The organism is Paraburkholderia franconis (assembly GCF_009362735.1).
Taxonomy (GTDB): Bacteria; Pseudomonadota; Gammaproteobacteria; order Burkholderiales; family Burkholderiaceae; genus Paraburkholderia; species Paraburkholderia franconis.
Genome location: NZ_WHNP01000020.1, coordinates 49,784 through 71,475, shown reverse-complemented (window position 1 = coordinate 71,475; position 21,692 = coordinate 49,784). Strand labels below are relative to the sequence as shown.

22 protein-coding genes are annotated in these 21,692 nt (G+C 63.8%); 18 read left to right on the top strand and 4 right to left on the bottom strand.

Features of this window, described 5'->3' with window-relative positions:
- Positions 1-55 precede the first annotated feature (55 nt).
- From GCT13_RS21845 to GCT13_RS21815, 7 genes are all read left to right on the top strand, one after another.
- On the top strand, positions 56-1,018 hold the full coding sequence (locus GCT13_RS21845; RefSeq protein ID WP_152761515.1) for an MlaD family protein: 963 nt from the start codon (positions 56-58) through the stop codon (positions 1,016-1,018).
- Positions 1,019-1,036: 18 nt separating this feature from the next.
- Positions 1,037-1,663 (top strand): ABC-type transport auxiliary lipoprotein family protein, encoded by a 627-nt coding sequence (locus tag GCT13_RS21840; RefSeq protein WP_152761513.1) that lies wholly within the window; start codon positions 1,037-1,039, stop codon positions 1,661-1,663.
- A 30-nt stretch (positions 1,664-1,693) separates the two neighbouring features.
- Complete coding sequence (locus GCT13_RS21835; protein ID WP_152761511.1) at positions 1,694-2,854, top strand: VanZ family protein; 1,161 nt, start codon at positions 1,694-1,696, stop codon at positions 2,852-2,854.
- Between the two features lie 190 nt (positions 2,855-3,044).
- Positions 3,045-3,368, top strand: a complete 324-nt coding sequence (locus tag GCT13_RS21830; RefSeq protein ID WP_152761509.1) for a (2Fe-2S) ferredoxin domain-containing protein — start codon at positions 3,045-3,047, stop codon at positions 3,366-3,368.
- A 41-nt stretch (positions 3,369-3,409) separates the two neighbouring features.
- Positions 3,410-4,054 (top strand): alpha/beta hydrolase, encoded by a 645-nt coding sequence (locus GCT13_RS21825; protein WP_152761507.1) that lies wholly within the window; start codon positions 3,410-3,412, stop codon positions 4,052-4,054.
- A 389-nt stretch (positions 4,055-4,443) separates the two neighbouring features.
- Complete coding sequence (locus GCT13_RS21820; RefSeq protein ID WP_152761505.1) at positions 4,444-5,664, top strand: D-alanyl-D-alanine carboxypeptidase family protein; 1,221 nt, start codon at positions 4,444-4,446, stop codon at positions 5,662-5,664.
- Between the two features lie 90 nt (positions 5,665-5,754).
- On the top strand, positions 5,755-6,024 hold the full coding sequence (locus tag GCT13_RS21815; protein ID WP_152761503.1) for a DUF493 family protein: 270 nt from the start codon (positions 5,755-5,757) through the stop codon (positions 6,022-6,024).
- A gap of 30 nt (positions 6,025-6,054) precedes the next feature.
- On the opposite strand, the gene GCT13_RS48485 is transcribed toward GCT13_RS21815, so the two are convergent.
- The 3 genes from GCT13_RS48485 to GCT13_RS21805 form a co-directional block, all read right to left on the bottom strand.
- On the bottom strand, positions 6,055-6,198 hold the full coding sequence (locus GCT13_RS48485; RefSeq protein ID WP_193727724.1) for a hypothetical protein: 144 nt from the start codon (positions 6,196-6,198) through the stop codon (positions 6,055-6,057).
- Between the two features lie 179 nt (positions 6,199-6,377).
- Positions 6,378-6,827, bottom strand: coding sequence for a DUF2778 domain-containing protein (locus GCT13_RS21810; protein ID WP_227746938.1), 450 nt, complete (start codon positions 6,825-6,827; stop codon positions 6,378-6,380).
- A 157-nt stretch (positions 6,828-6,984) separates the two neighbouring features.
- The gene (locus GCT13_RS21805) at positions 6,985-8,007 is read right to left on the bottom strand and encodes a transcriptional regulator GcvA (RefSeq protein WP_152761501.1); all 1,023 of its coding nucleotides are present in this window, start codon (positions 8,005-8,007) and stop codon (positions 6,985-6,987) included.
- Between the two features lie 98 nt (positions 8,008-8,105).
- Here GCT13_RS21805 and GCT13_RS21800 point away from each other — a divergent pair, with 98 nt between their 5' ends.
- From GCT13_RS21800 to lipA, 3 genes are all read left to right on the top strand, one after another.
- Positions 8,106-8,432: a DUF2917 domain-containing protein gene (locus GCT13_RS21800; protein ID WP_087734210.1), complete on the top strand. Its 327-nt coding sequence runs from the start codon at positions 8,106-8,108 to the stop codon at positions 8,430-8,432.
- A 76-nt stretch (positions 8,433-8,508) separates the two neighbouring features.
- The gene (lipB, locus tag GCT13_RS21795; protein ID WP_152761499.1) at positions 8,509-9,276 is read left to right on the top strand and encodes a lipoyl(octanoyl) transferase LipB; all 768 of its coding nucleotides are present in this window, start codon (positions 8,509-8,511) and stop codon (positions 9,274-9,276) included.
- Between the two features lie 13 nt (positions 9,277-9,289).
- On the top strand, positions 9,290-10,279 hold the full coding sequence (gene lipA, locus GCT13_RS21790; protein ID WP_152761497.1) for a lipoyl synthase: 990 nt from the start codon (positions 9,290-9,292) through the stop codon (positions 10,277-10,279).
- 180 nt (positions 10,280-10,459) lie between these two features.
- Here lipA and GCT13_RS21785 read toward each other — a convergent pair whose 3' ends face one another.
- The gene (locus GCT13_RS21785) at positions 10,460-11,233 is read right to left on the bottom strand and encodes a DeoR/GlpR family DNA-binding transcription regulator (protein ID WP_152761495.1); all 774 of its coding nucleotides are present in this window, start codon (positions 11,231-11,233) and stop codon (positions 10,460-10,462) included.
- Positions 11,234-11,544: 311 nt separating this feature from the next.
- Between GCT13_RS21785 and ugpQ the strand changes: the two genes are divergently transcribed.
- The 8 genes from ugpQ to GCT13_RS21745 all read left to right on the top strand — a co-directional run bounded on the left by ugpQ (position 11,545) and on the right by GCT13_RS21745 (position 21,641).
- A complete protein-coding gene (gene ugpQ / locus GCT13_RS21780; RefSeq protein ID WP_152761493.1) occupies positions 11,545-12,309 on the top strand; it encodes a glycerophosphodiester phosphodiesterase in 765 nt (254 codons plus the stop codon).
- A 71-nt stretch (positions 12,310-12,380) separates the two neighbouring features.
- Complete coding sequence (locus GCT13_RS21775; RefSeq protein WP_152761491.1) at positions 12,381-13,487, top strand: ABC transporter substrate-binding protein; 1,107 nt, start codon at positions 12,381-12,383, stop codon at positions 13,485-13,487.
- Positions 13,488-13,607: 120 nt separating this feature from the next.
- Positions 13,608-14,549, top strand: a complete 942-nt coding sequence (locus GCT13_RS21770) for an ABC transporter permease (RefSeq protein WP_152761489.1) — start codon at positions 13,608-13,610, stop codon at positions 14,547-14,549.
- 26 nt (positions 14,550-14,575) lie between these two features.
- Positions 14,576-15,385 (top strand): ABC transporter permease, encoded by an 810-nt coding sequence (locus GCT13_RS21765; RefSeq protein ID WP_152761674.1) that lies wholly within the window; start codon positions 14,576-14,578, stop codon positions 15,383-15,385.
- A gap of 14 nt (positions 15,386-15,399) precedes the next feature.
- Entirely contained in the window at positions 15,400-16,473 is a 1,074-nt protein-coding gene (locus tag GCT13_RS21760) for an ABC transporter ATP-binding protein (RefSeq protein ID WP_152761487.1), read from the top strand.
- Positions 16,474-16,855: 382 nt separating this feature from the next.
- Positions 16,856-18,136 carry a dicarboxylate/amino acid:cation symporter gene (locus GCT13_RS21755; protein WP_321574525.1) on the top strand — a complete coding sequence of 427 codons (1,281 nt, stop codon included), beginning with the start codon at positions 16,856-16,858 and terminating at the stop codon, positions 18,134-18,136.
- Positions 18,137-18,139: 3 nt separating this feature from the next.
- Positions 18,140-20,245 (top strand): sensor histidine kinase, encoded by a 2,106-nt coding sequence (locus GCT13_RS21750; RefSeq protein WP_152761483.1) that lies wholly within the window; start codon positions 18,140-18,142, stop codon positions 20,243-20,245.
- A gap of 40 nt (positions 20,246-20,285) precedes the next feature.
- On the top strand, positions 20,286-21,641 hold the full coding sequence (locus GCT13_RS21745) for a sigma-54-dependent transcriptional regulator (protein WP_152761481.1): 1,356 nt from the start codon (positions 20,286-20,288) through the stop codon (positions 21,639-21,641).
- Positions 21,642-21,692 lie beyond the last annotated feature (51 nt).

Sequence of the window (21,692 nt, the reverse complement as noted above, 5' to 3'; positions counted from 1 at the left end):
GTGAAAGCGCCCGCGTCGCCGGCCGCCAACCCGCTGCGAACCAGGGAACCTGACCATGGAAAATAAATCACACGCCTTCTGGGCCGGGCTCTTCACAGTCGTGATGGCGATTGCGATCGGCGTGGCGGTGTTTTTCTTCAACGTCGACCGATCGGTGCGCATCCCTTTCGATCTGATCGCGCGGACCAATGTCACAGGTTTGTACCCAGATGCTGCGGTACGATATCGCGGCCTCGACGTCGGCAAGGTGCAGTCGATCAAATTCGATCGCGCGCATCCGGGACAGATCCTGATCCGCATCCTCGTCGACAAGAACGCGCCGATCACGCATTCGACGTTCGGCAGTCTCGGCCTGCAGGGTGTCACGGGCCTCGCGTTCATCCAGCTCGACGATACGGGACACGACACGACGCCGCTCGCGTCGTCGCCGAAGAACGTCGCGCAGATGCCGATGCGTCCGGGCCTGCTCGACCAGTTGCAGTCGCGCGGCGACGTGCTGCTGCGTGAGCTCGAAAAGACCGTGCGCGACGTCGACGACCTGCTGTCGCCGGAAATGCGCGCCCAGCTGATGGCGACGGCGGCGAGCCTGCAACACGCAGCCGATGGCGTCGCGACGCTCACGGCGCAAATGGGACCGGCGGCGGGCAAGCTGCCGGGCACGTTGAACCAGCTGGATCAGACGCTCGTGTCGACGAACCGGATGATCACGAGCCTCAATCGCGCGGACGGTCCGCTCAATGTCACGCTGAACAAGGTCGGCACAGCCGCGCAGCAGGCGGGTGATGCGCTGACGGCGATGAATGCGACGCTGCAGGACGTATCGGCGCGCGTCGGTTACGACACGCTGCCGCGCGTCAACTCGCTGGCGGAAGACGTGCGCACGGCCGTGCGCTCGGTCGACCGCGCTGCCGATACGTTCAGCAGCACGCCGAACAGCGTGCTGTTCGGCGTGCCGCCTGCCGCGCCCGGCCCGGGCGAAGCGGGCTTCGTATGGCCCGCGGCGCGCGCGGCAAAATGAATTTCAAAGGAATAAGCAATGTCACGTTCGAATCACCGACTCTTCATCACGCGCGCTGCGCTCGCCGCCGTGCTGCTCGCGCTTGGCGTGCTGGCAGGTTGCGCGGGCAATCCGGCCGCGCTCGCCGATATCCGCTACGACCTCGGCCCGGCGCCGCTGCCGGGGAGCACGGGCACGATGCCGGCGATCAAGGTGCTCGATGTCACGGCGCCTGCGACGCTCGACTCCGACAAGCTCATCTATCGCCTCTCGTATGCGGACTCACAGCAGACGGCCTCGTACGCGACCAGCCACTGGACGATGCCGCCCGCGCAACTGCTGACGCAGCGGCTGCGCAATGCGCTGTCGTCGCGCGGCACGGTGCTGACGGGCGGCGACGGCGGGCACGCTCCCGTACTGAAGGTGGACCTCGACGAGTTCGAACAGGACTTCGACGGCCAGTCGGAAAGCCACGGCTCTGTCACGGCGCGCACGACGCTGTTCGTCGACGGCAAGGTGGTCGGGCAGCGCACGTTCCTCGCGCGCGCGCCGTCGAGTTCGGCCGACGCGGCGGGCGGCGCGCGCGCGCTCGCAGCCGCCACCGACGATCTCGTCGCGCAGATTTCCGCGTGGCTCGGCGTGCAGGCGCTCGTCGCGCAGCAATGACGAGCGGGCGCGCGGTCATGGGAGCGCTGGATGGCTGACAAGCCGTGGCAGCGCCGGCCGTCGGCGTTTGCGAGGCAGGCGCTCGCGCTCTATACGGCACTCATCGTCTACGGATCGTGGTATCCGTTCATGGGCTGGCGCTCGCTCGGCATCGGTCCGCTCGACTATCTCTTCGATCCTTTTCCGCAGTACCTGACGGCCTTCGATGTCGTGACGAACGTGCTCGGCTACATGCCGTTCGGCGCGCTCGTCGTGCTCGCTGTCTATCCGCGCTGGCGCGGCGCGCTCGCCGTGGCGATCGCGTTCGGGCTCGGCACGCTGCTGTCGGGCGTGATGGAGGCGGTGCAGACCTGGCTGCCGACACGCGTCGCGTCGAACCTCGATCTCGCCGCGAATGCGCTTGGCGCGCTGCTCGGCGCGACGCTGATGTCGCCGCTGACGGGCGCGCTGCTCGATCGCGGGATGCTGCGCCGCATCCGTTTTCTGTGGTTCGAGCGCGATCGCACGGCCGTGCTCGGACTCGCGGCCTTGTGGCCATTTGCGACGATGTATCCGTCGCCGCTGCTGTTCGGCCTCGGCGCGTGGCCGCGCGATCTGTGGCTGCGCTTCGATTCGACGATGCAGGACGCGCTGCTTGCATGGACGCCCGCAGCCTGGCACGTGCTGGCGTGGCCCGCGTTCGTCGCGTCGTGGCTGCCCGACGAAGCGTGGGAAGCCATCATCACCGCGCTCAATCTGCTGGCGGCGGGCGCGCTTGCGTCGCTGCCGATGCGCGAGCGGGCGCCGCGCGCGCGGCTCCTGATTTCGTTCGTCGTGGCGACGCTCGTCGTCAAGGCGGGCGCGACGTTCCTGCAATCGCAGTCGGGTCTCGCGTTCAACTGGGCGACGCCGGGTGCGCTGATCGGTCTCGCAAGCGGTTTCGTTGCGATGCTGCTGGCGCTGAAACTGCCGCGCGGTTCGCGTGCCGCGCTCGCGGTGATGGTGCTCGCCGTATCGCTGGTGTTCGTCAATCTGCTGCCCGTCAATCCGTATTTCGATGTCGTGCTCGCCGACTGGCGGCAAGGGCGCTATCTGCACTTCAACGGACTCGCGCGTTGGCTCGCGTGGATGTGGCCGTATGCGGTGCTCGTGTGGGTCGGGCTGTCGGCGGAACACGCATTGCTGTCGAGAAGACGCGGGTCGCGGGCGTGACCCGCGCGCATTGCGAATCGCCGTGCTCGCGCGGATAGACATCGACATGAACATCGGCATGGGCATCGCCGTGCGATCTGCGGCGTTCGAGCCCCGTCGTTATAATCGACAGAACCTCGTCTCCTGCTGCCCGGCGCGCTGTACGATCCGCGCGCGGCGCGCCGTCAACGGATTTCACTCACCAGTCATCATGGATTCTTTCTTCAAGTATCACGTCTTTTTCTGTCTGAACCAGCGCGAGCCGGGCGCGTCGCGTCCGTGCTGCGCGAACTGCAACGCGCAGGAAATGCAGGAGTACGCGAAGAAACGCGTGAAGCAGCTCGGCCTCGCCGGTCCCGGCCAGGTGCGCATCAACAAGTCGGGCTGCCTCGATCGCTGCGAGGAAGGGCCGACCATCGTCGTGTATCCGGAAGGTGTCTGGTACACATACGTCGATCAAGCCGATATCGACGAGATCGTCGATTCGCACCTCGTCAACGGCAAGATCGTCGAGCGTCTGCTGATCGACCGTTGATGCTCACCGCGCCCCGACAGCGACAACAGCGACACTAAAAGATGAATGCACAAACGAAGAAGTATCTGATCGACGGCCCGGTGGGCAAGATCGAAGTCGCGCTCGATGCACCCGACGCAAATCGCGATGCGAACGCCGCGCCGCGCGGCATCGCGCTCGTCGCGCATCCGCATCCGCTCTTCGGCGGCTCGATGGACAACAAGGTCGCGCAGACGCTCGCGCGCACGCTGGTTCAGCTGAACTACGTCACGTACCGCTCGAATTTTCGCGGCGTAGGTGAAACGCAAGGCACGCATGACGCCGGCATCGGCGAACGCGACGACCTGCTCGCCGTGCTCGACCATATGCGCGCGCAGCCAGGTCAGGCCGATCTGCCGCTCGTGCTCGCGGGCTTTTCGTTCGGCACGTTCGTGCTGTCGCACGTCGCCGCGCGGCTGCGCGAAGAGGGCAAGGACATCGAGCGGATGGTGTTCGTCGGCACGGCGGCGAGCCGCTGGGACGTCGCGCCCGTGCCGGAAAACACGCTCGTCATCCACGGCGAAACCGACGACACCGTGCCCATCCAGTCCGTTTTCGACTGGGCGCGTCCGCAAGAACTGCCCGTCATCGTGATTCCGGGCGCCGAGCACTTCCTGCATCGCAAGCTGCATATTCTCAAGCGCATCATCGTCGACGCGTGGCGCTGATTCGCGCGCGTTCACGCATGGCGAAACAAGGGCGGCCGTGTGCCGCCCTTTGTCGTCATAAAACCCGCGCAATTGCGGGAAAAACTCGTTGAGGCACCACAAACTCAAGGCAAATTGTCAGGCAGCCGCTTGTATAATGAGCGCTCTTTTTTTGGGCGCAGCGTTGCCCGTCTGGTGGATCGAATCGCCTGTCCATGAGCCTGGATGGCGGATTCGGCGCGAGATGCGAGGCGCGCTGCGCAAACCGACCGCGAACCGATAGTCTGACGAGCAGTCAAATCGACGCCGCACCGTTTGCGCGCGGCGGCGCCTGCGAATCCGGCATCACGCGAACCTTCGAACTGCGCGTCCTTGCGCACCCAGAACATACTTCTGTCCGAACCGATCCTATGCGCTTTTCGAACCCCGGCCATTCCAGCCTCGCTTCTTTTATTCCGCAAACCGTCGCCAGCAAGCTGGCCCTGGGGCTCGTTCTGCCCGCGGCGCTTGTCGCCAGCAGCGCGTTCGCGCAGGTGCCGCCGCCGGGCGTGAACGCGCGCTCGTGGGTGCTCGTCGATGCAACCAGCAACCAGGTGCTCGCATCGGGCAATCCGGACGAGCGCGTCGAGCCGGCGTCGCTGACCAAGCTGATGACCGCGTATCTGGTGTTCGAGGCGCTGGGCACGAAGAAGATCACGATGGATCAGACGATCAATCCGAGCGAAGCGGTGCGCCGCGTGAAGACGGACGAATCGCGCATGTTCATCGAGGCGAACAAGCCTGTCACGGTGCACGACCTCGTCTACGGGATGATCGTGCAGTCGGGTAACGATGCGGCGATCGCGCTGGCGGAGCTGGTCGGCGGCAGCGAATCGCAGTTCGTCAACATGATGAACGCGGAAGCGCAAAAGCTCGGCATGACGCACACGCACTTCTCCGATGTGAACGGCATGCCCGACGCGCAGCACTACACGACGGCGGGCGACCTGGCGATCCTGTCCGCGCGCCTGATCCGCGACTACCCGGACTACTACAACATCTTCTCGGTCAAGGAATTCACGTATAACAAGATCAAGCAGCCGAACCGCAACCGTCTGCTGTGGATCGACCCGACCGTCGACGGCCTGAAGACGGGCCACACGCAGGCGGCCGGCTACTGCCTGATCGCGACCGCGAAGCGTCCGCTGGCGGGCGTGCCCGATGCGTCGCGCCGTCTCGTCACGGTGATGATGGGCGAGCAGAAGGAGCACGACCGCGTGCAGGACAGCCTGAAGATGCTGAACTACGGCTACTCCGCGTACGACGCGGTGCGGCTGTACAAGGCCAGCCAGGTCATCGAGACGCCGCGCGTCTACAAGGGCTCGCAGGATACGGTGAAGCTCGGCGTGAAGTCCGATCAGTACATCACGCTGCCGAAGGGCATGGGCGACAAGGTCAAGCCGCAGGTCGAGCACGCCGATCCGCTGATCGCGCCGATCACGGAGGGCCAACAGGTCGGCAGCGTGAAGTTCGTCGCCGACGGCAAGACGCTCGCGCAGGTTCCGCTTGTTGCGCTACAGGCTGTGCCGCAGGCGGGCATCGTCGGCCGCGTGTGGGATTCGATGATGCTGATGTTCAACAAGAAGAAGTAAGCCGGCAGCAAGGAGAAAGTCTGCGGCTTGCTTTTTCTCCGCGCGCAATCATATGTGGGTGATTGCGTGCGGTGAGTGAAGGAGTCGAGGATGAGTCCCGTGAACGAATCATTGATAGATTTTCCCTGCGATTTCCCCATCAAGGTGATGGGCAAGTCGCACCCGGAGTTCCAGACGACGATCGTCGAGGTGATCCGCAAGTTCGACGGCGGTTTCGACGCGACGCGCATCGAAGTGCGGCCGTCGAGCGGCGGCAACTATACCGGCCTGACGGTGACGGTGCGCGCGCTGAACCGCGAGCATCTCGACGACATCTATCGGGCGCTGACCGGGCACCCGATGGTGAAGGTCGTGCTGTAAAGCCGATCGCGGCGGGCAGGCGGCGGCGCGCTAGTGAAATAATGAGCAAATCCGCCGCCACCCGAAGACGCTGACAGGCGTGACGACGACTGCAGAAAACAGATGCGCCGCGATGAAGAGGACGAGCGCGGCGGCGTCTCCCATGTCGAGCGCATCGGGGTTGTAATCCGGCATCGAATCGATGCCAGACCCAGGTAACGGCCACGCGAAACCAAATCGGTATTTCGAAATACGTGTGGACGTAAGAGAACCGGGTTATCCCAAAAGCAACAACGAACCATAGGGCGACCGACGCGGTGCACCAGCCAATGAACGCGGCGCGTTTCATCGAACCTCGACCCTGCCGTATGCCTTCATGTCACTGCTTGGCACCGGCATGTCGGGCTTGTATGTCCTGATGTAGCGTTGCAGCCGGTCGAAGTCATATGATGCAGCACGGTTATGCATCCGTCGCTCTCGTGCATCGGCCCGTCGGGATGCAAGCGGAAATTGCCGCGCTGTATGCTGTTGATGTTCGTTATGTCGCCCCCGTGTGCGTTCCACAACATGAACCACGTGTGCCGGTCGGTTGTGCCGAACCACGGCCCGAACGTGTCGCGAAACCATCCAAGCCGCCCGCCCGATTGCCGGTCAATGATGTAATAGGTTCGCGGCGGGATCGCTCCGACACCAACGTCGGCAACATCGTTCGGATTGTCGCGGCCCCTGCCGTGGCCTGAATATGCTGCGACTGCCCCAAAGCCGGAGCAGGTGAAAGTTGACGTTTCGCGATTATTCAGCGTGAAAGTGCGGTAGACGGGCATCGTTTTTTTGTCTCCCTTTAAACCCATAGGTCGCGCGTCGCGTGAATGGCGTGGCGTAGCTCCGCGAGCGTGAAGACGCCGTGGGCAATGCTATCGGCGAAACGCACAAACCGTTGTCAAATTGCGTCAAGCGATCACGCCGTCGCCCCTGTACGCGCTAGCGCTCCGTCTGCGCGGCCGCTGGAAGCTGGACGTGCAATGCGTCTCGCGCGGTCTGCGTCTCGTTGTCTCCCGGCGTCCCCTGTATTGCCGAGCGCATCGCGTTTTCGGTGCACACCTTTTCGAAGAGCTTCCTGAAGCGCGCCACTTCGTCGAACACCCAGTCGCGGAACGCCTTGACGCGCGCCGTCTGCAGCATCTGCGGCGGACAGATGAAGAAGTACTGCCACGGGCTCGGAGCGTCGATATCGAAAAGCCGCACGAGCCGCCCCGCCGCGACTTCGTGCATCGCCAGCGATCGGCGCGTCAGCGCGACGCCCTGGCCGTCGATGGCCGCCTGCAACAGATTCGACGAATCCTGATACAGCACACCGCGCTTCGGCTCGGGCCAGTCGGTGAGCCCGGCCGCGTCGAACCACGGGCGCCAGAGCTCGTCATCGGAGCGCAGCAACGTCACGTTGGCGAGATCGGCAGGCGTTTTCGGCAGATTGCCGCCGTTGAAGGCCGGCGAGCAGGCCGGGAAAAACACCTCTTCGAGCAGCAGCTCCGTGTGCAGCCCCGGATAGTTGCCGTAGCCGAAGCGGATCGCGGCATCGACGTCGTCGCGGGCGAAATCGGTCAGCGCGTTGGTCGACAGCAGTTCGAGATCCCATTGCGGATTCGCCTCAATGAAGCTGCCGATGCGCGGCGTCACCCAGCGCGCCGCGAACGACGACAGCATCGACACGACGAGCCGGCGGTCGCGGTCTCCGGCGCGAATCTCGCGCGTGGCTTCCGCGAGCGACACCAGCGCCGTGCGCACCTGCGCGGCATAGCGGCGGCCGACATCGGTGAGCCGCACGCGCTTGCCGTCGCGAACGAAGAGCTTCACGCCCAGTTCTTCCTCGAGCGCGCGGATCTGATGGCTCACGGCGCCGTGCGTGACGAACAGCTCGTCGGCGGCGCGCGAAAAGCTCTCGTGACGGGCGGCGGCCTCGAAGGCCTTGACCGCGTTCAGTGCCGGCAGTTGACGAAGATCCATGGCAATTTTTCTCACAAAGCCGTGAAAAATGATCGTTTGGCGTAAACCCTTGTCCCGCCTACGATTGTAGCCATGAAACGATTTTTGGCGAGGCCATCATGCGAGAAATTTCCTCTAGCATCACGTTTGAAATCGTAGCCGGCGAAACCGTTCCGATGAAGGTCACGCGCAGCACGCGACTGGCCGTCTCGGGCGGCGCGGTGTGGGTGACGCGCAGCGACGACGTCGAAGATTACTGGCTCGAACCGGGCAAGACGCTGCGTCTGCGGCGCGGCGAACGGCTGTGGCTGTCGGTCGAGCGGGGCACGCAGGCGCGCGTGGCCTTCCTCGTGCCGACGCGTGCCGACGAGAAGGCGCTCAACTGGTTTGCTCGCGTCAGCGAACGTTTCGGCGCGTGGCTTCGCTCGGGATGGCGTACCGTCTGATCGCGCCGCTCTTCGATCCCACTTATTGTCCTCCGGGCCGGCGAGGCGCGCAGGTTTTCGGTAAACTTCCGGAATCATGTGTGCCACGCCGGTTTCATCGTCCCCCGTATCTTCGAGTTCCAGTCAGCCTGACACCGCTGCGCACGCCTATACCGCGCAGCCGGTGACGGTGCGCTGGCGCGGCTCGGAGGACTATCAGGCCAGCTTCGACGCGATGCGCGCCTTCACCGACGCCCGCACGCCCGAAACCTCAGACGAAATCTGGCTCGTCGAGCATCCTCCCGTTTTCACGCTCGGCCAGGCCGGCGATCCCGCGCATCTGCTCGCCGCCGACAGCGGCATTCCGCTCGTCAAGGTCGATCGCGGCGGGCAGATCACGTATCACGGTCCCGGCCAGGTGGTCGCGTATCTGCTGCTGGATTTGCGTCGCCGCAAGCTGATGGTGCGCGAACTGGTGACACGGATCGAGCAGGCCGTGATCGACACCCTCGCGGCGTATAATCTCGCCGGGGAACGCAAGGCCGGCGCGCCCGGTATCTACGTCGCGCCAGAGCAGCCGGAAGCAGGGCTGCACGTTGGCGCGAAGATCGCCGCGCTGGGCCTGAAGATCCGCAACGGTTGCAGCTATCACGGTGTGAGTCTCAACGTGAAAATGGACCTGCAGCCGTTTCTCGCCATTAATCCGTGCGGTTACGCGGGGCTGGAAACAGTCGACATGGCGACGCTCGGCGTCGCAGCCGGCTGGGACGACGTAGCCCGGACCCTGGCAGCAAGCCTCATCGCCAACATCGACGGCCGTCCCGCAGCCGTCGCCCAACCGCAGGCGGGCGCCATCGCCGCCTGACTGGAACGAACGAATGACTGACGTTACCGCGAATCCCGCCGCTTCCAACGCCGCTCCGGCGCCTTATGACGCTACCGCGAAGCAGAAGGCACAAGCCAAGACTGCGCGCATTCCGATCAAGATCGTTCCGATCGAAAAACTCAAGAAGCCCGACTGGATCCGCGTGAAGGCGGCGACGGGCAATTCGCGTTTCTACGAGATCAAGCAGATTCTGCGCGAGCATAATCTGCACACGGTGTGCGAGGAAGCAAGCTGTCCGAACATCGGTGAATGCTTCGGCAAGGGCACCGCGACGTTCATGATCATGGGCGACAAGTGCACGCGCCGCTGCCCGTTCTGCGACGTCGGCCACGGCCGTCCCGATCCGCTCGATCCCGAAGAACCGGGCAACCTCGCGCGCACGATCGCCGCGCTGAAGCTGAAGTACGTGGTGATCACGAGCGTGGATCGCGACGATCTGCGTGACGGCGGTGCGGCGCACTTCGTCGAATGCATCCAGAAGACGCGCGAGCTGTCGCCGGAAACGCGCATTGAAATCCTGACGCCGGATTTCCGCGGTCGTCTCGATCGCGCGATCGGTATTCTGAACGCCGCGCCGCCCGATGTGATGAACCACAACCTCGAAACGGTGCCACGTCTGTACAAGGAAGCGCGTCCGGGTTCGGACTACGCGCATTCGCTGAAGCTGCTGAAGGACTTCAAGGCGCTGCATCCGGACGTCGCAACGAAGTCGGGCCTGATGGTCGGTCTCGGCGAAACGGAAGAAGAAATCCTGCAGGTGATGCGCGATCTGCGCGAGCACAACGTCGACATGCTGACGATCGGCCAGTATCTGCAGCCGTCGGAACACCACCTGCCCGTGCGCGCGTATGTGCATCCCGACACGTTCAAGATGTACGAAGAGGAAGCGTACAAGATGGGCTTCACGCACGCGGCTGTCGGCGCGATGGTGCGTTCGAGCTATCACGCCGATGTGCAGGCGCACGATGCCGGCGTGGTTTGAGCGCGTGTTGCAATAGCAATTGGTAGAAGCAGAAAAGCCCGCAAATGCGGGCTTTTTTGTTTAGCGCGGTTCATGGCGCAGTGCACGCGGCTCACTTGCTGATGCGCTATGGACAAAACGCACAAAAATACAACAACGCAAAGATAAGCAACACGAGACCAGACCGGACCAACTGCAAGGTCACGCGAGAACCACCTTGCCCACTTTGCGCTTCAATTGCGCGAATGCCGCGACGTCAGCAGCTTTCCGGTTGGTGATCAGCAGATCGATTTTTTCCGGCGCGCAATACGCGATGCGGCTCCGCTGCCCGATCTTGCTGTAGTCGGCGAGTATCACGACGCTGTCCGCGTTGCCGACCATCGCGCGCGCGACTTCCGTTTCCGCGCGATCATAGTTGGTTGCGCCATGCTTCGGGTCGACGCCGACGGGTGACAGCAGCGCAATGTCCGCGCGATAACGCTGGATATCGAGAATGGTCGTATCGCCTGTCGTCGATAACGCGCGGTCGCTGATCGAACCGCCCAGCAGAATGACCTCGTTCGCCCACGATTCGCGCTGCTCGGGCGCGCCGCGCATCTTCATCGCCACGTCGATCGAATTGGTGATGATGGTGAGGTTCGCGAGCTTTGCAAGTTCATCGGCGAGCGCTGCCGTCGTCGTGCCCGCATCGATGAAGAGCGTCTGTCCGCTTGCAACGACAATCGTCGCGGCCTTTGCAATGGCCTTCTTCGATTTCACGTGTGTCTGCGCACGTTGGGCGATGGGTGCTTCGTCGGCGGGCTTGATCGCGCCACCATGCACGCGCCGCAGTTCACCGAGCGCTTCGAGATCGAGCAGGTCGCGCCGCACCGTTTCTCGCGATACGCCGAGGTCCGCCATGATGCGCTCCGTCGATACGCGATTGAGCGTGGACAGCAGCGCGCGTATTCTCTGATGACGATCTTCCTGCCACATGCGTGATATTCCTCGCCTGTTCTTTGACGTTGTGCGACCGTCGCCTCTCTATGCACGGGATGACTATCAATTCATTGTGTCGGACCGATGTCAAAGCGCATAACGACGTGATACGTGTGTACTTTTGGGTTGTAGTTTTTTGGGAGCTTGCAAGTTTGGGTATTTATATTTAGCCTTCGCATTCTGAGGTATTTGCGCCTGACTTGAAACAAACCAAACATTCGCGATCCTCAGAATAAGATACACCGTCGCAATCGACGGGCGCACCACGAAGGCCGCAGTTCCATCAGATCATTGTGAAGGCACGCACGATGAGCAACGGGATCGATCAGGCACTATCCGCAGACTGGCCTTATCCACGGCTCGTCGCACATCGAATCGGCGGCAAGCTGGCGCCGGAGAACACGCTTGCAGGCTTCGACGCATGCATCCGTTTCGGCTACAGGATGATCGAGTTCGACGCGAAGCTGTCCTCCGACAATCAGGTCTTTCTGCTGCACGACGACAATCTCAACCGCACGACCAATGGCCGCGGCCCCGCCGCGCAACACACGTGGCAACAGCTCGCATCGCTGGATGCGGGCGCGTGGTTCGATGCGCGTTTCAAGGACGAACGTCTGCCCACGCTCGCGCAAGTGGCGGCGCGCTGCGAACGCGAAGCGATCGCTGCCAACATCGAAATCAAACCCTGTCCGGGCCGTGACGAGATCACGGGGCGTCTCGTCGCGCTCGCCGCAAAGGACTTGTGGCGCGCGCGAAAGCCGCTGCTTTCTTCATTCTCGTTCGACGCGCTCAAAGCCGCACGCGATGCGGCGCCATCGCTGCCGCGCGGCATGCTGTTCGATGCACTGCCCGGCGACTGGCTGCGCATCGTGCGCGAACTCGCGTGCGTATCGCTGCATGCGAACCACAGGCATCTGACCCAGCAGAACGTCCGCGCGATGCGCGACGCCGGGCTGCGCGTGCTCGCGTACACAGTGAACGATCCGGCGCGCGCACGCGAACTCGCGAAGTGGGGCGTCGACATGATTTGTACCGATCGCCTCGATATGATCGGCGAGGACGTCGCCAACTGAATGTGCAGAGACACAGACGTCGATAACCCGTTTTCCTAACGTAGCAATTTTCGGCAGAGGATGAGAAGACGATGAAACCGACCACGTTACGTTGTTTGCTTTCGATGTCGTCGCTGGCCGGCGTGGCCGCCGCGAGCAATGCGGCAGCGGCGCCTCCCGATGCGCTCGTTGCGGCCGCGAAGCAGGAGGGGCAACTCACCGTGATCGCGCTGCCGCACGACTGGTGCGGCTACGGCCCGATGATCGCGGCATTCCAGAAGAAGTACGGGATCAAGATCAACGAACTGAATCCGGATGCGGGCTCCGGCGACGAGATCGAAGCGATCAAGGCGAACAAGGGCAACAAGGGTCCGCAGGCGCCCGACGTGATCGACGTCGGTCTTTCGTTCGGTCCCGCTGCGAAGGCGCAAGGTCTGCTGCAACCGTACAAGGTGTCGACGTGGAAGTCGATTCCGGACGATTCGAAAGACGCTGAAGGCTACTGGTACGGCGACTACTACGGCGTGCTCGCATTCGAAGTGAACGCGGACATGATCGACAAGGTCCCGGCCGACTGGAGCGATCTGCAAAAGGCCGACTACAAGAACGCCGTGTCGCTCGCGGGCGATCCGCGCTCGGCGAACCAGGCGATCCAGGGCGTGTACGCAGCGGGCCTCTCCGTCGCGAAGGGCGACGCGAGCAAGGCGGGGCAGGCCGGCCTCAAGTACTTCGCCGATCTCAACAAGAGCGGCAACTTCGTGCCCGTGATCGGCAAGGCGGCTTCGCTCGCGCAAGGCACGACGCCCATCATCGTGCGCTGGGACTACAACGCGCTCGCCGACCGCGACACGCTGAAGGGCAACCCGAAGGTGCAGGTGGTCGTGCCGAAGACGGGTGTCGTCGCGGGCGTCTACGTGCAGGCGATCAGCGCATACGCGCCGCATCCGAACGCGGCGAAGCTGTGGATGGAATACCTGTACTCGGACGAAGGCCAGATCGGCTGGCTGACGGGCTACTGCCATCCCATCCGCTACAACGAGCTGGTCTCGCAGAAGAAGGTGCCGCAGGCGCTGCTCGACAAGCTGCCTCCCGCGTCCGCGTACAAGAGCGCCGTGTTTCCGACTCTGCAGCAACAGGACGCGACGAAGGACGTCGTGACGAAGCAGTGGGACCAGGTCGTCGGCGCGAACGTCAAGTAAGCACGGCATGACGTTGCGATGCGGGCCGCGCTGCGTTGCCCGCATCGCCTGCCGCGACGTCGATGACGCCACGCGACGCAGGGCACGCGTGTCTGTTCGAGGGTGAGCGAGGGTGAGTTGATGAGCGCTTCATCGGAAGCCGGGCCGGGCGGCCAGGCGGACCTGATGGTTCCGTCCGTGCCGGCGCCCGCGCCGAAGGTCGACGGCCCGGGCCGGTCGTCGCCGCTATGGACGTGGATCGGCGTGATGCCGTTCTTCGTCTTTGCATTGCTGTTCCTGATTCTGCCGACGGGCTTTCTGATGGTCGGCGCGTTTCAGGACGCGCAAGGCCACTTCACGCTCGCCAACCTGCGCGACCTGTTCCAGGAAGGCACGCTCGACGCGTACTGGATCAGCTTCAAGGTGAGCGCGGCATCGGCGTTCGGCGGCGCGGTGCTCGGCTCGCTGCTCGCATGGGCGGCCGTGCATGGCAAGCTGCCGGGCTGGATTCGTCCGACGCTGCTGACGTTCTCGGGCGTCGCATCGAATTTCGCGGGCGTGCCGCTCGCGTTCGCGTTCATCTGCACGTTGGGACGCGTCGGGCTCGTCACGGTGCTGCTGAAGAAGTACACGGGCATCAATCTCTATTCGACGGGCTTCAGCATTTTGAGCTTCTGGGGCCTGACGATCACCTACCTGTATTTCCAGATTCCATTGATGGTGCTGATCATCACGCCTGCGCTCGACGGCCTCAAGCGCGAGTGGCGCGAAGCGTGCGATTGCCTCGGCGGCACCGCGTATCAGTACTGGCGCTATGTGGCCCTGCCCGTGCTGTGGCCGAGCGTGCTGGGCGCGACGCTGCTGCTGTTCGCAAACTCGTTCGGCGCGGTCGCGACGGCGTATGCGTTGACGGGCAGTTCGCTGAACATCGTGACGATTCTGCTCTACGCGCAGATTCGCGGCGACGTGCTGCACAACCAGAACCTCGGCTATGCGCTCGCGCTCGGCATGATTCTCGTGACGGGGCTGTCGAACGGCGGCTATATCTGGCTGCGCTCGCGTGTCGAAAGGGGACGCAGATGAGCAAGCAATCTGGCAGCCAGTCGCACATGCAATCGCACGCGCAAACGAACGCGCAATCGCGCGTGGGCGCATGGACCGCAATGATCGTCGGGTCCCTGTACTTTCTGATTCCGCTGCTCGCGACTTTCGAATTCAGTCTGCGCATGCGGCGCGGCACGTATAGTTTCGATGCCTACCAGGTCGTGCTCTCCGATTCGCATTTTCAGGCGTCGTTCGGCTATTCGATTCTGATGGCGTTGCTGACGATCGTCGTCGGCGTGCTGCTCGTCGTGCCGACTGCGTACTGGGTGCAGTTGCGTCTGCCGAAGCTGCGCGGCATCGTCGAGTTCATCACGCTGCTGCCGCTCGTCGTGCCCGCGATCGTGATCGTGTTCGGCTATCTGCGCATCTACAACAGCAGCTCGATTCTGCCGCTGACGTCGAACGAACGCGCGACCGATCTGCTGCTCGTGTTCGGCTACGTGACGCTGTCGCTGCCGTACATGTATCGCGCCGTCGATGCCGGCCTGCGCGCCGTCGACATCCGGTCGCTGACGGAAGCAGCCGAATGCCTCGGCGCGAACTGGCCGACCATTCTCTTCAAGGTGATCTTTCCGAACATCCGCTCGGGCATTCTGTCCGGCGCGTTTCTCACCTTTGCTGTGGTGATCGGCGAGTTCACGATCGCGAGCCTGCTCGACCGCCCGGCGTTCGGTCCGTATCTGCAACTGATCGGCGCAAACCGCGCCTACGAGCCGTCCGCGCTCGCGATCATCGCGTTTGCGGTCACGTGGGCGTCGATGGGACTGATCCAGGTGTTCGGCTCCGCGCGCACGCTCGCTTCGCAAAAGCCCTAAATCGAGGCATCGTCATGGCGTTTCTTGAAATCGACAGCCTGCACAAGACATTCGGCGCGAACACGGCGCTGCATCACTTCGACATGCAGATTGAGCGCGGCGAATTCATCACGTTTCTTGGGCCGTCGGGCTGCGGCAAGACGACGGTGCTGCGCATGATCGCCGGCTTCGAGACGCCGACGCGCGGCACGATCCGCCTCGACGGCCGCGACGTCACGCATCTGCGCACGCGTCAGCGCAAGGTCGGCATGGTGTTTCAGGCGTATGCGCTCTTTCCGAACATGACGGTTGCCGAGAACATCGGCTTTGGGCTCAAGGTCGCGCATCGTCCGCAGAGCGAAATCACACAGCGCGTCGACGAGATGCTGCAACTGATCAAGCTGCCGCATCTCGGCGAGCGTTATCCGTGGCAACTGTCGGGCGGGCAGCAGCAGCGCGTTGCGCTGGCGCGCGCGCTCGCGGGCAAGCCGCAAGTGCTGTTGCTCGACGAGCCGCTATCGGCGCTCGACGCGAAGATCCGCATTTCGCTGCGGCAGGACATTCGCGCGCTGCAACGCGAACTCGGCATCACGTCGATCTTCGTCACGCATGATCAAGAAGAGGCGCTGTCGATTTCCGACCGCATCGTCGTGATGAACGAAGGGCGCGTCGAGCAGGTCGGCACGCCGCTCGAGATCTACAACTATCCGCGCACGCGTTTTGTCGCGTCGTTCGTCGGCACGCTGAACATCCTGTCGGGGCATGTGATCGATCCGTCGACGGGGCGCATGGCCGTCGACGGCCAGGAGCTGCGCACGACGCAAACGCTGCCCGTCGGCGATGCCGGCAAGAAGCGCATGCTCGCGCTGCGTCCCGAGGCGATCGTGCTCGAAGCGCCTGCCGTGGGCCGCAATACGCTGACGGCGACCGTCGAAGAGGTGAGCTTTCTCGGCGCGATCGTGCGCATCCGGACGCGCGTTAAAGACGAAGTGATCTCGCTCGACATCTTCAACGATCCGAACCGCCATTTGCCCGAACGCGGCCAACCCGTTGCGCTCGGTTTCTCGCATGAGAACCTGCTCGTGCTCGAAGAAGGGGCTCAGGGTTAGCCCTGGGTTTGCGGAACTAAGGCGTTCGGGATTCCGGACGTCCTGATTCCGGATTTCCGGAAACCCGGAAGCATCGTTTCGTCACTAAGTGAAATGGCCTTGTAAATCAACGCGCTATGCTCGTTATGCGCGCTGGCATCGACCTTGCGAAAGAGACCTGCGGCCGCAATGGCCCATCCACTACAAAGCAGAGTAACGCGCTGAAGCGCCAACTCTGGTCGATAGGAGACAACGATGCCCGAGTTCCTGTTCTGGTCCCTCTGATTTCGTCGTCTTGTCGCGGGCTTGCTCACCGCGCATGACGCACGTCTGACCGTACCTCATGCGCGACGTGGCCGGCCTTCGGTCCACCCCGGCTTTACTCCATTGCAGGAACATCATCGTGAAGAAACCTTTTTATAAAGTCCTCTACGTGCAGGTGATCGTCGCGATCATCATCGGCATTGCGCTGGGGCACTTCTATCCGTCGCTCGCCACCGACATGAAGCCGCTCGGCGACGGCTTCATCAAGCTCATCAAAATGGTGATCGGACCGATCATCTTCTGTACCGTCGTGACGGGTATCGCCGGCATGGAAGACATGAAGAAGGTCGGGCGCGTGGGCGGCAAGGCGCTGCTGTACTTCGAAATCGTTTCGACGTTCGCGCTGCTTCTCGGCCTGGCCGCGACGCACCTGTTGCGGCCGGGTGTCGGCTTCAACGTCGATCCCGCCACGCTCAACGGCAAGGAAGTCGCGTCGTATGCCGCGAAGGCGCATGGCCAGACGACGGTCGACTTCCTGATGCACATCATTCCGGACACGCTCGCGTCGGCGTTCTCGCAAGGTGAAATCCTGCAGATCCTGCTGGTCGCGCTGCTGTTCGGCGCAGTGCTCGCGCATATCGGCGAGCGCGGCAAACCGGTGACGAGCTTCATCGAAAGCCTGTCGAGCATCCTGTTCGGCATGGTCGGCATCATCACGAAGCTCGCGCCGATTGGTGCGTTCGGCGCGATGGCGTTCACCATCGGCAAGTACGGCATCGGCTCGCTGCTGCCGATGCTGAAGCTGATCGGCACGTTCTATCTGACGTCGATCGTGTTCGTGGTCGTCGTGCTCGGCGTCATCGCGCGCGCGGTCGGCTTCAACATCCTGCGCTTCGTCGCGTACATCAAGGAAGAAATGCTGATCGTGCTGGGCACGAGCTCGTCGGAAGCGGCGCTGCCGCAGCTGATGCTGAAGCTCGAAAAGCTCGGCTGCTCGCGCTCGGTGGTGGGTCTTGTCGTGCCGACGGGCTACTCGTTCAACCTCGACGGCACCAACATCTACATGACGATGGCCGTGCTCTTCATCGCGCAGGCGACCAACACCGACCTCACGTGGGGCCAGCAGCTGACGCTGCTCGCGGTGACGATGCTGACGTCGAAGGGCGCAAGCGGCGTGACAGGCGCAGGCTTCATCACGCTCGCTGCGACGCTCGCCGTCGTGCCGACGATTCCGCTGTCGGGCATGGTGCTGATTCTCGGCATCGACCGCTTCATGAGCGAATGCCGCGCGCTGACGAACATCGTTGGCAACGGCGTGGCGACGGTTGTGGTGTCGGCATGGGAAAAGGAACTGGACCGCTCGAAGCTGCGCGCCGCATTGCGCCGCGATGTGTCGGTCAACGAAACGGCTGAGGTCTGAGCCATGAAGGCGGCGCCGCGGCAACATGGCGCGGCGCCGCTCGCAACGAATGCGGCGGCGTCCGATGGATCGCCGCCTGATGCATCCGACGGTCTTGCGGGCGCCGAGGCACCCGACGGATTCGACGCGTGCGATGGACTCGATGGGCTCGACCAGCCAGACGTGCGCGACGATGCGGCGCGATATGCCACAATAGGCGATCCCCATCGAACGACTTCTGCCATCGTGACGCGCCGCCTGCTGATCCTGTTCGCGCTCGTCGCCGGGCTCGTGGCAGCCTGCGGGCTCACGTGGAGCATCACGTGGCAGCACGGCATCGATACGCTGCGGCGCAACGCCGCCGTGCGCGCCGATCGCACGATGAACGCGCTCAGAAGCACGCTCGAGCGCTACGAATCACTTCCTTATCTGCTCGGCGAGCATCCCCTCGTGCAGGACGTGCTCGTGACGCCCGACGCCGACAACGTCGCGCGCGCCAATCAATATCTCGAAGACCTCAATCGCCGCGCCCGCGCGAACGTCGCGTACATCATCACGGCGGCGGGCCGCTGCGTGGCGGCGAGCAACTGGAACGAGCGCGACAGCTTTATCGGCCAGGAGTATCTGTTCAGGCCGTATTTCGTCGAGGCCGAGAAGGGCAAGGTTGGGCGCTTCTTCGGCATCGGCACGACGTCGCTCGATCCCGGCTACTACATTTCGCAGCCGGTGCGACGCGATAACAAGATTGTCGGCGTGGCCGTCATCAAGCTGAATCTCGAATGGTTCCAGGGCGCGGACGCGTCCGAACCGTTGATCGTCACCGACGATCACGGCGTGATCTTTCTGTCGTCGGTGCCCGCGTGGAAATATCACACCGTAAAGCCGCTGTCGAGCGACGTGATCGCGTCGATCTACGACACGCGCCAGTACGCGCGCCAGCCGATCGCGCCGCTGCCGATGACGGTCGTGCGCACGCTCGAAGGCGGCGCGCAGATCGTGCGCATCGGCGGCGGACGCTACGCGCCGCGTTTTCTCGCGTCGACGCGCGCGCTCGGCGAGCCGGACTGGCGGCTCATCACGATGGCGCCTATCGATCCCGTCAATGCGGACGCGCGTTACGCGACGATCGTGACGGGCTTCGGTTATGTGTCGCTGTGCCTGTTGCTGTTCTACTGGCGCATGCGCCGCGCGCGTGTGCGCGAAGTGATGCGCAGCCGCGCGCTGTTGCAGAAGGCCTACGCGGAGCTGAACCAGCGCGTGGCCGAGCGCACCGCCGATCTGTCGCAGGCAAACGAGCAATTGAAGAAGGAAGTGAGCGAACGCACGCGCGCAGAACAGGAATTGCGCGCCGCGCACGACGAGCTGATCCAGGCGAGCAAGCTCGCGGCGCTCGGTCAGATGGCGGCGGGCATCACGCATGAGCTGAATCAGCCGCTCGCCGCGTTGCGCGGCTTCTCCGACAACACGCGCGTGTTTCTCGAACGCGGCGACCATGCATCGGCGAAAGACAACCTCGAAGCGATCGCCGCGCTCACCGAGCGCATGGGCAAGATCACGAATCAGCTGAAGCTCTTCGTCGGCCGTGCGCGGCCACGCAATGCGCGCGCGGGCGTCGCGCGGGCGTTGCGCAACGTGCTGACGCTGTTGCAGAAACGCTTGCAAGGCGTGACGGTCGATATATCGTTGATCGACGAGGGCCAGGCGCCCGTGCGGCTCGATGTCGAGAGTGACGATCCGAAACTGGTCGCGCATTGCGACGACTTGCGGCTCGAACAGGTGCTGATCAATCTGCTCGGCAATGCGCTCGACGCCGTGGCGGGCACGCCTGCGCCGCGCATCGTGATCGACGTGGAGACGGCCCAGGCGTTGCTCACGATCACCGTGAGCGACAATGGTCCCGGCATTCCCGACGACGTGCTGCCACAGCTCTTCGAGCCGTTCTTCACGACGAAGGAAATGGGCCAGGGGCTGGGACTGGGGCTTGCGATCTGCTCGTCGATTGCGCGCGATTGCGGCGGCTCGCTCGTCGCGCGCAACAACGCGCAGGGCGGCGCCGCGTTCGTGCTGACGCTGCGCCGCGCGGGCGCGCAGGCAACGGATATCGCGGACTCCGTTACGACGGGCTCGTGATTCGGCGCAGATTCAACGCATGGTTAGATTGGAAGGGAGCATGGTGAACAAGGGCGTGCAGGTCCTCTATATCGAAGACGACGAACTCGTGCGGCGTGCGAGCGTGCAAAGCCTGCAGCTCGCGGGGTTCGAAGTGGTGGGGCATGCGTCGGTGGAATCGGCGGCGCGGCTGATCAACGCGGAGTTTTCGGGCGTGATCGTTAGCGATATCCGCTTGCCCGGTGCGAGCGGTCTCGACCTGCTCGCGCAATGCCGCGAGCGCGCGCCCGATGTGCCCGTGATTCTCGTCACAGGGCACGGCGATATTTCGATGGCCGTCCAGGCGATGCGCGACGGCGCGTATGACTTCATCGAAAAGCCGTTCGCGTCGGAACGGCTGATCGAAACCGTGCGCCGCGCGCTGGAGCGCCGCACGCTGGTGCTCGAAAATCTCGCGCTGCGCCGCGAACTGGCGGAGCAGGGCACGCTTGCGCCGCGCATCATCGGACGCAGTCCCGCCATCGAACAGGTGCGCAAGCTGATCGCGAACGTCGCGCCGACGGACGCCTCCGTGCTGATCAACGGCGATACGGGCGCGGGTAAGGAGCTGATCGCGCGCAGCCTGCACGAGCTGTCGCCGCGCCGCGACAAGCCGTTTCTTGCGGTGAACTGCGGCGCGCTGCCCGAGCCGATGTTCGAATCCGAGATGTTCGGCTACGAGCCGGGCGCGTTCACGGGCGCGGCGAAGCGGCGTATCGGCAAGCTCGAGCACGCATCGGGCGGCACGCTCTTTCTCGACGAAATCGAAAGCATGCCGCTCGCGTTGCAGGTCAAGCTGCTGCGCGTGCTGCAGGACGGCGTGCTGGAACGGCTCGGGTCGAACCAGCCGATACGTGTCGATTGCCGCATCGTCGCGGCGGCGAAGGGCGACATGACCGGGCACGTGGCGGCGGGCACGTTCCGGCGCGATCTGCTGTATCGGCTCAACGTCGTGACGATCGCACTGCCGCCGCTGTCGGAGCGGCGCGAGGACATCGTGCCGCTCTTCGAGCATTTTCTGCTCGACGCGGCCGTGCGTTATCAACGGCCCGCGCCGATTCTCACCGACCGGCAGCGTACGAACCTGATGCAGCGCGAATGGCCCGGAAACGTGCGCGAGTTGCGCAACGCGGCGGATCGCTTCGTGCTGGGCGTCGGCGACGATACGGCGACGACGGCCGACGACGCCCTTACGTCGGTTACGCAGCCGTTGAAGGAGCGCGTCGAGCAGTTCGAGCGCGCCGTCATCGCCGAGGCGCTGGAGCAGACGGCCGGCGTGGTCGCGGTGGCGGCGGACAGGCTGCAGGTCGGCAAGGCGACGCTCTACGAGAAGATCAAGCGTTATGGCCTGACTGTGCGTGGCGAAGGGGAGCGGTGAAGCGGGAGGTGCTGCTGACGGCGGATGCGTTGCGACGATTCAACGCGAGGC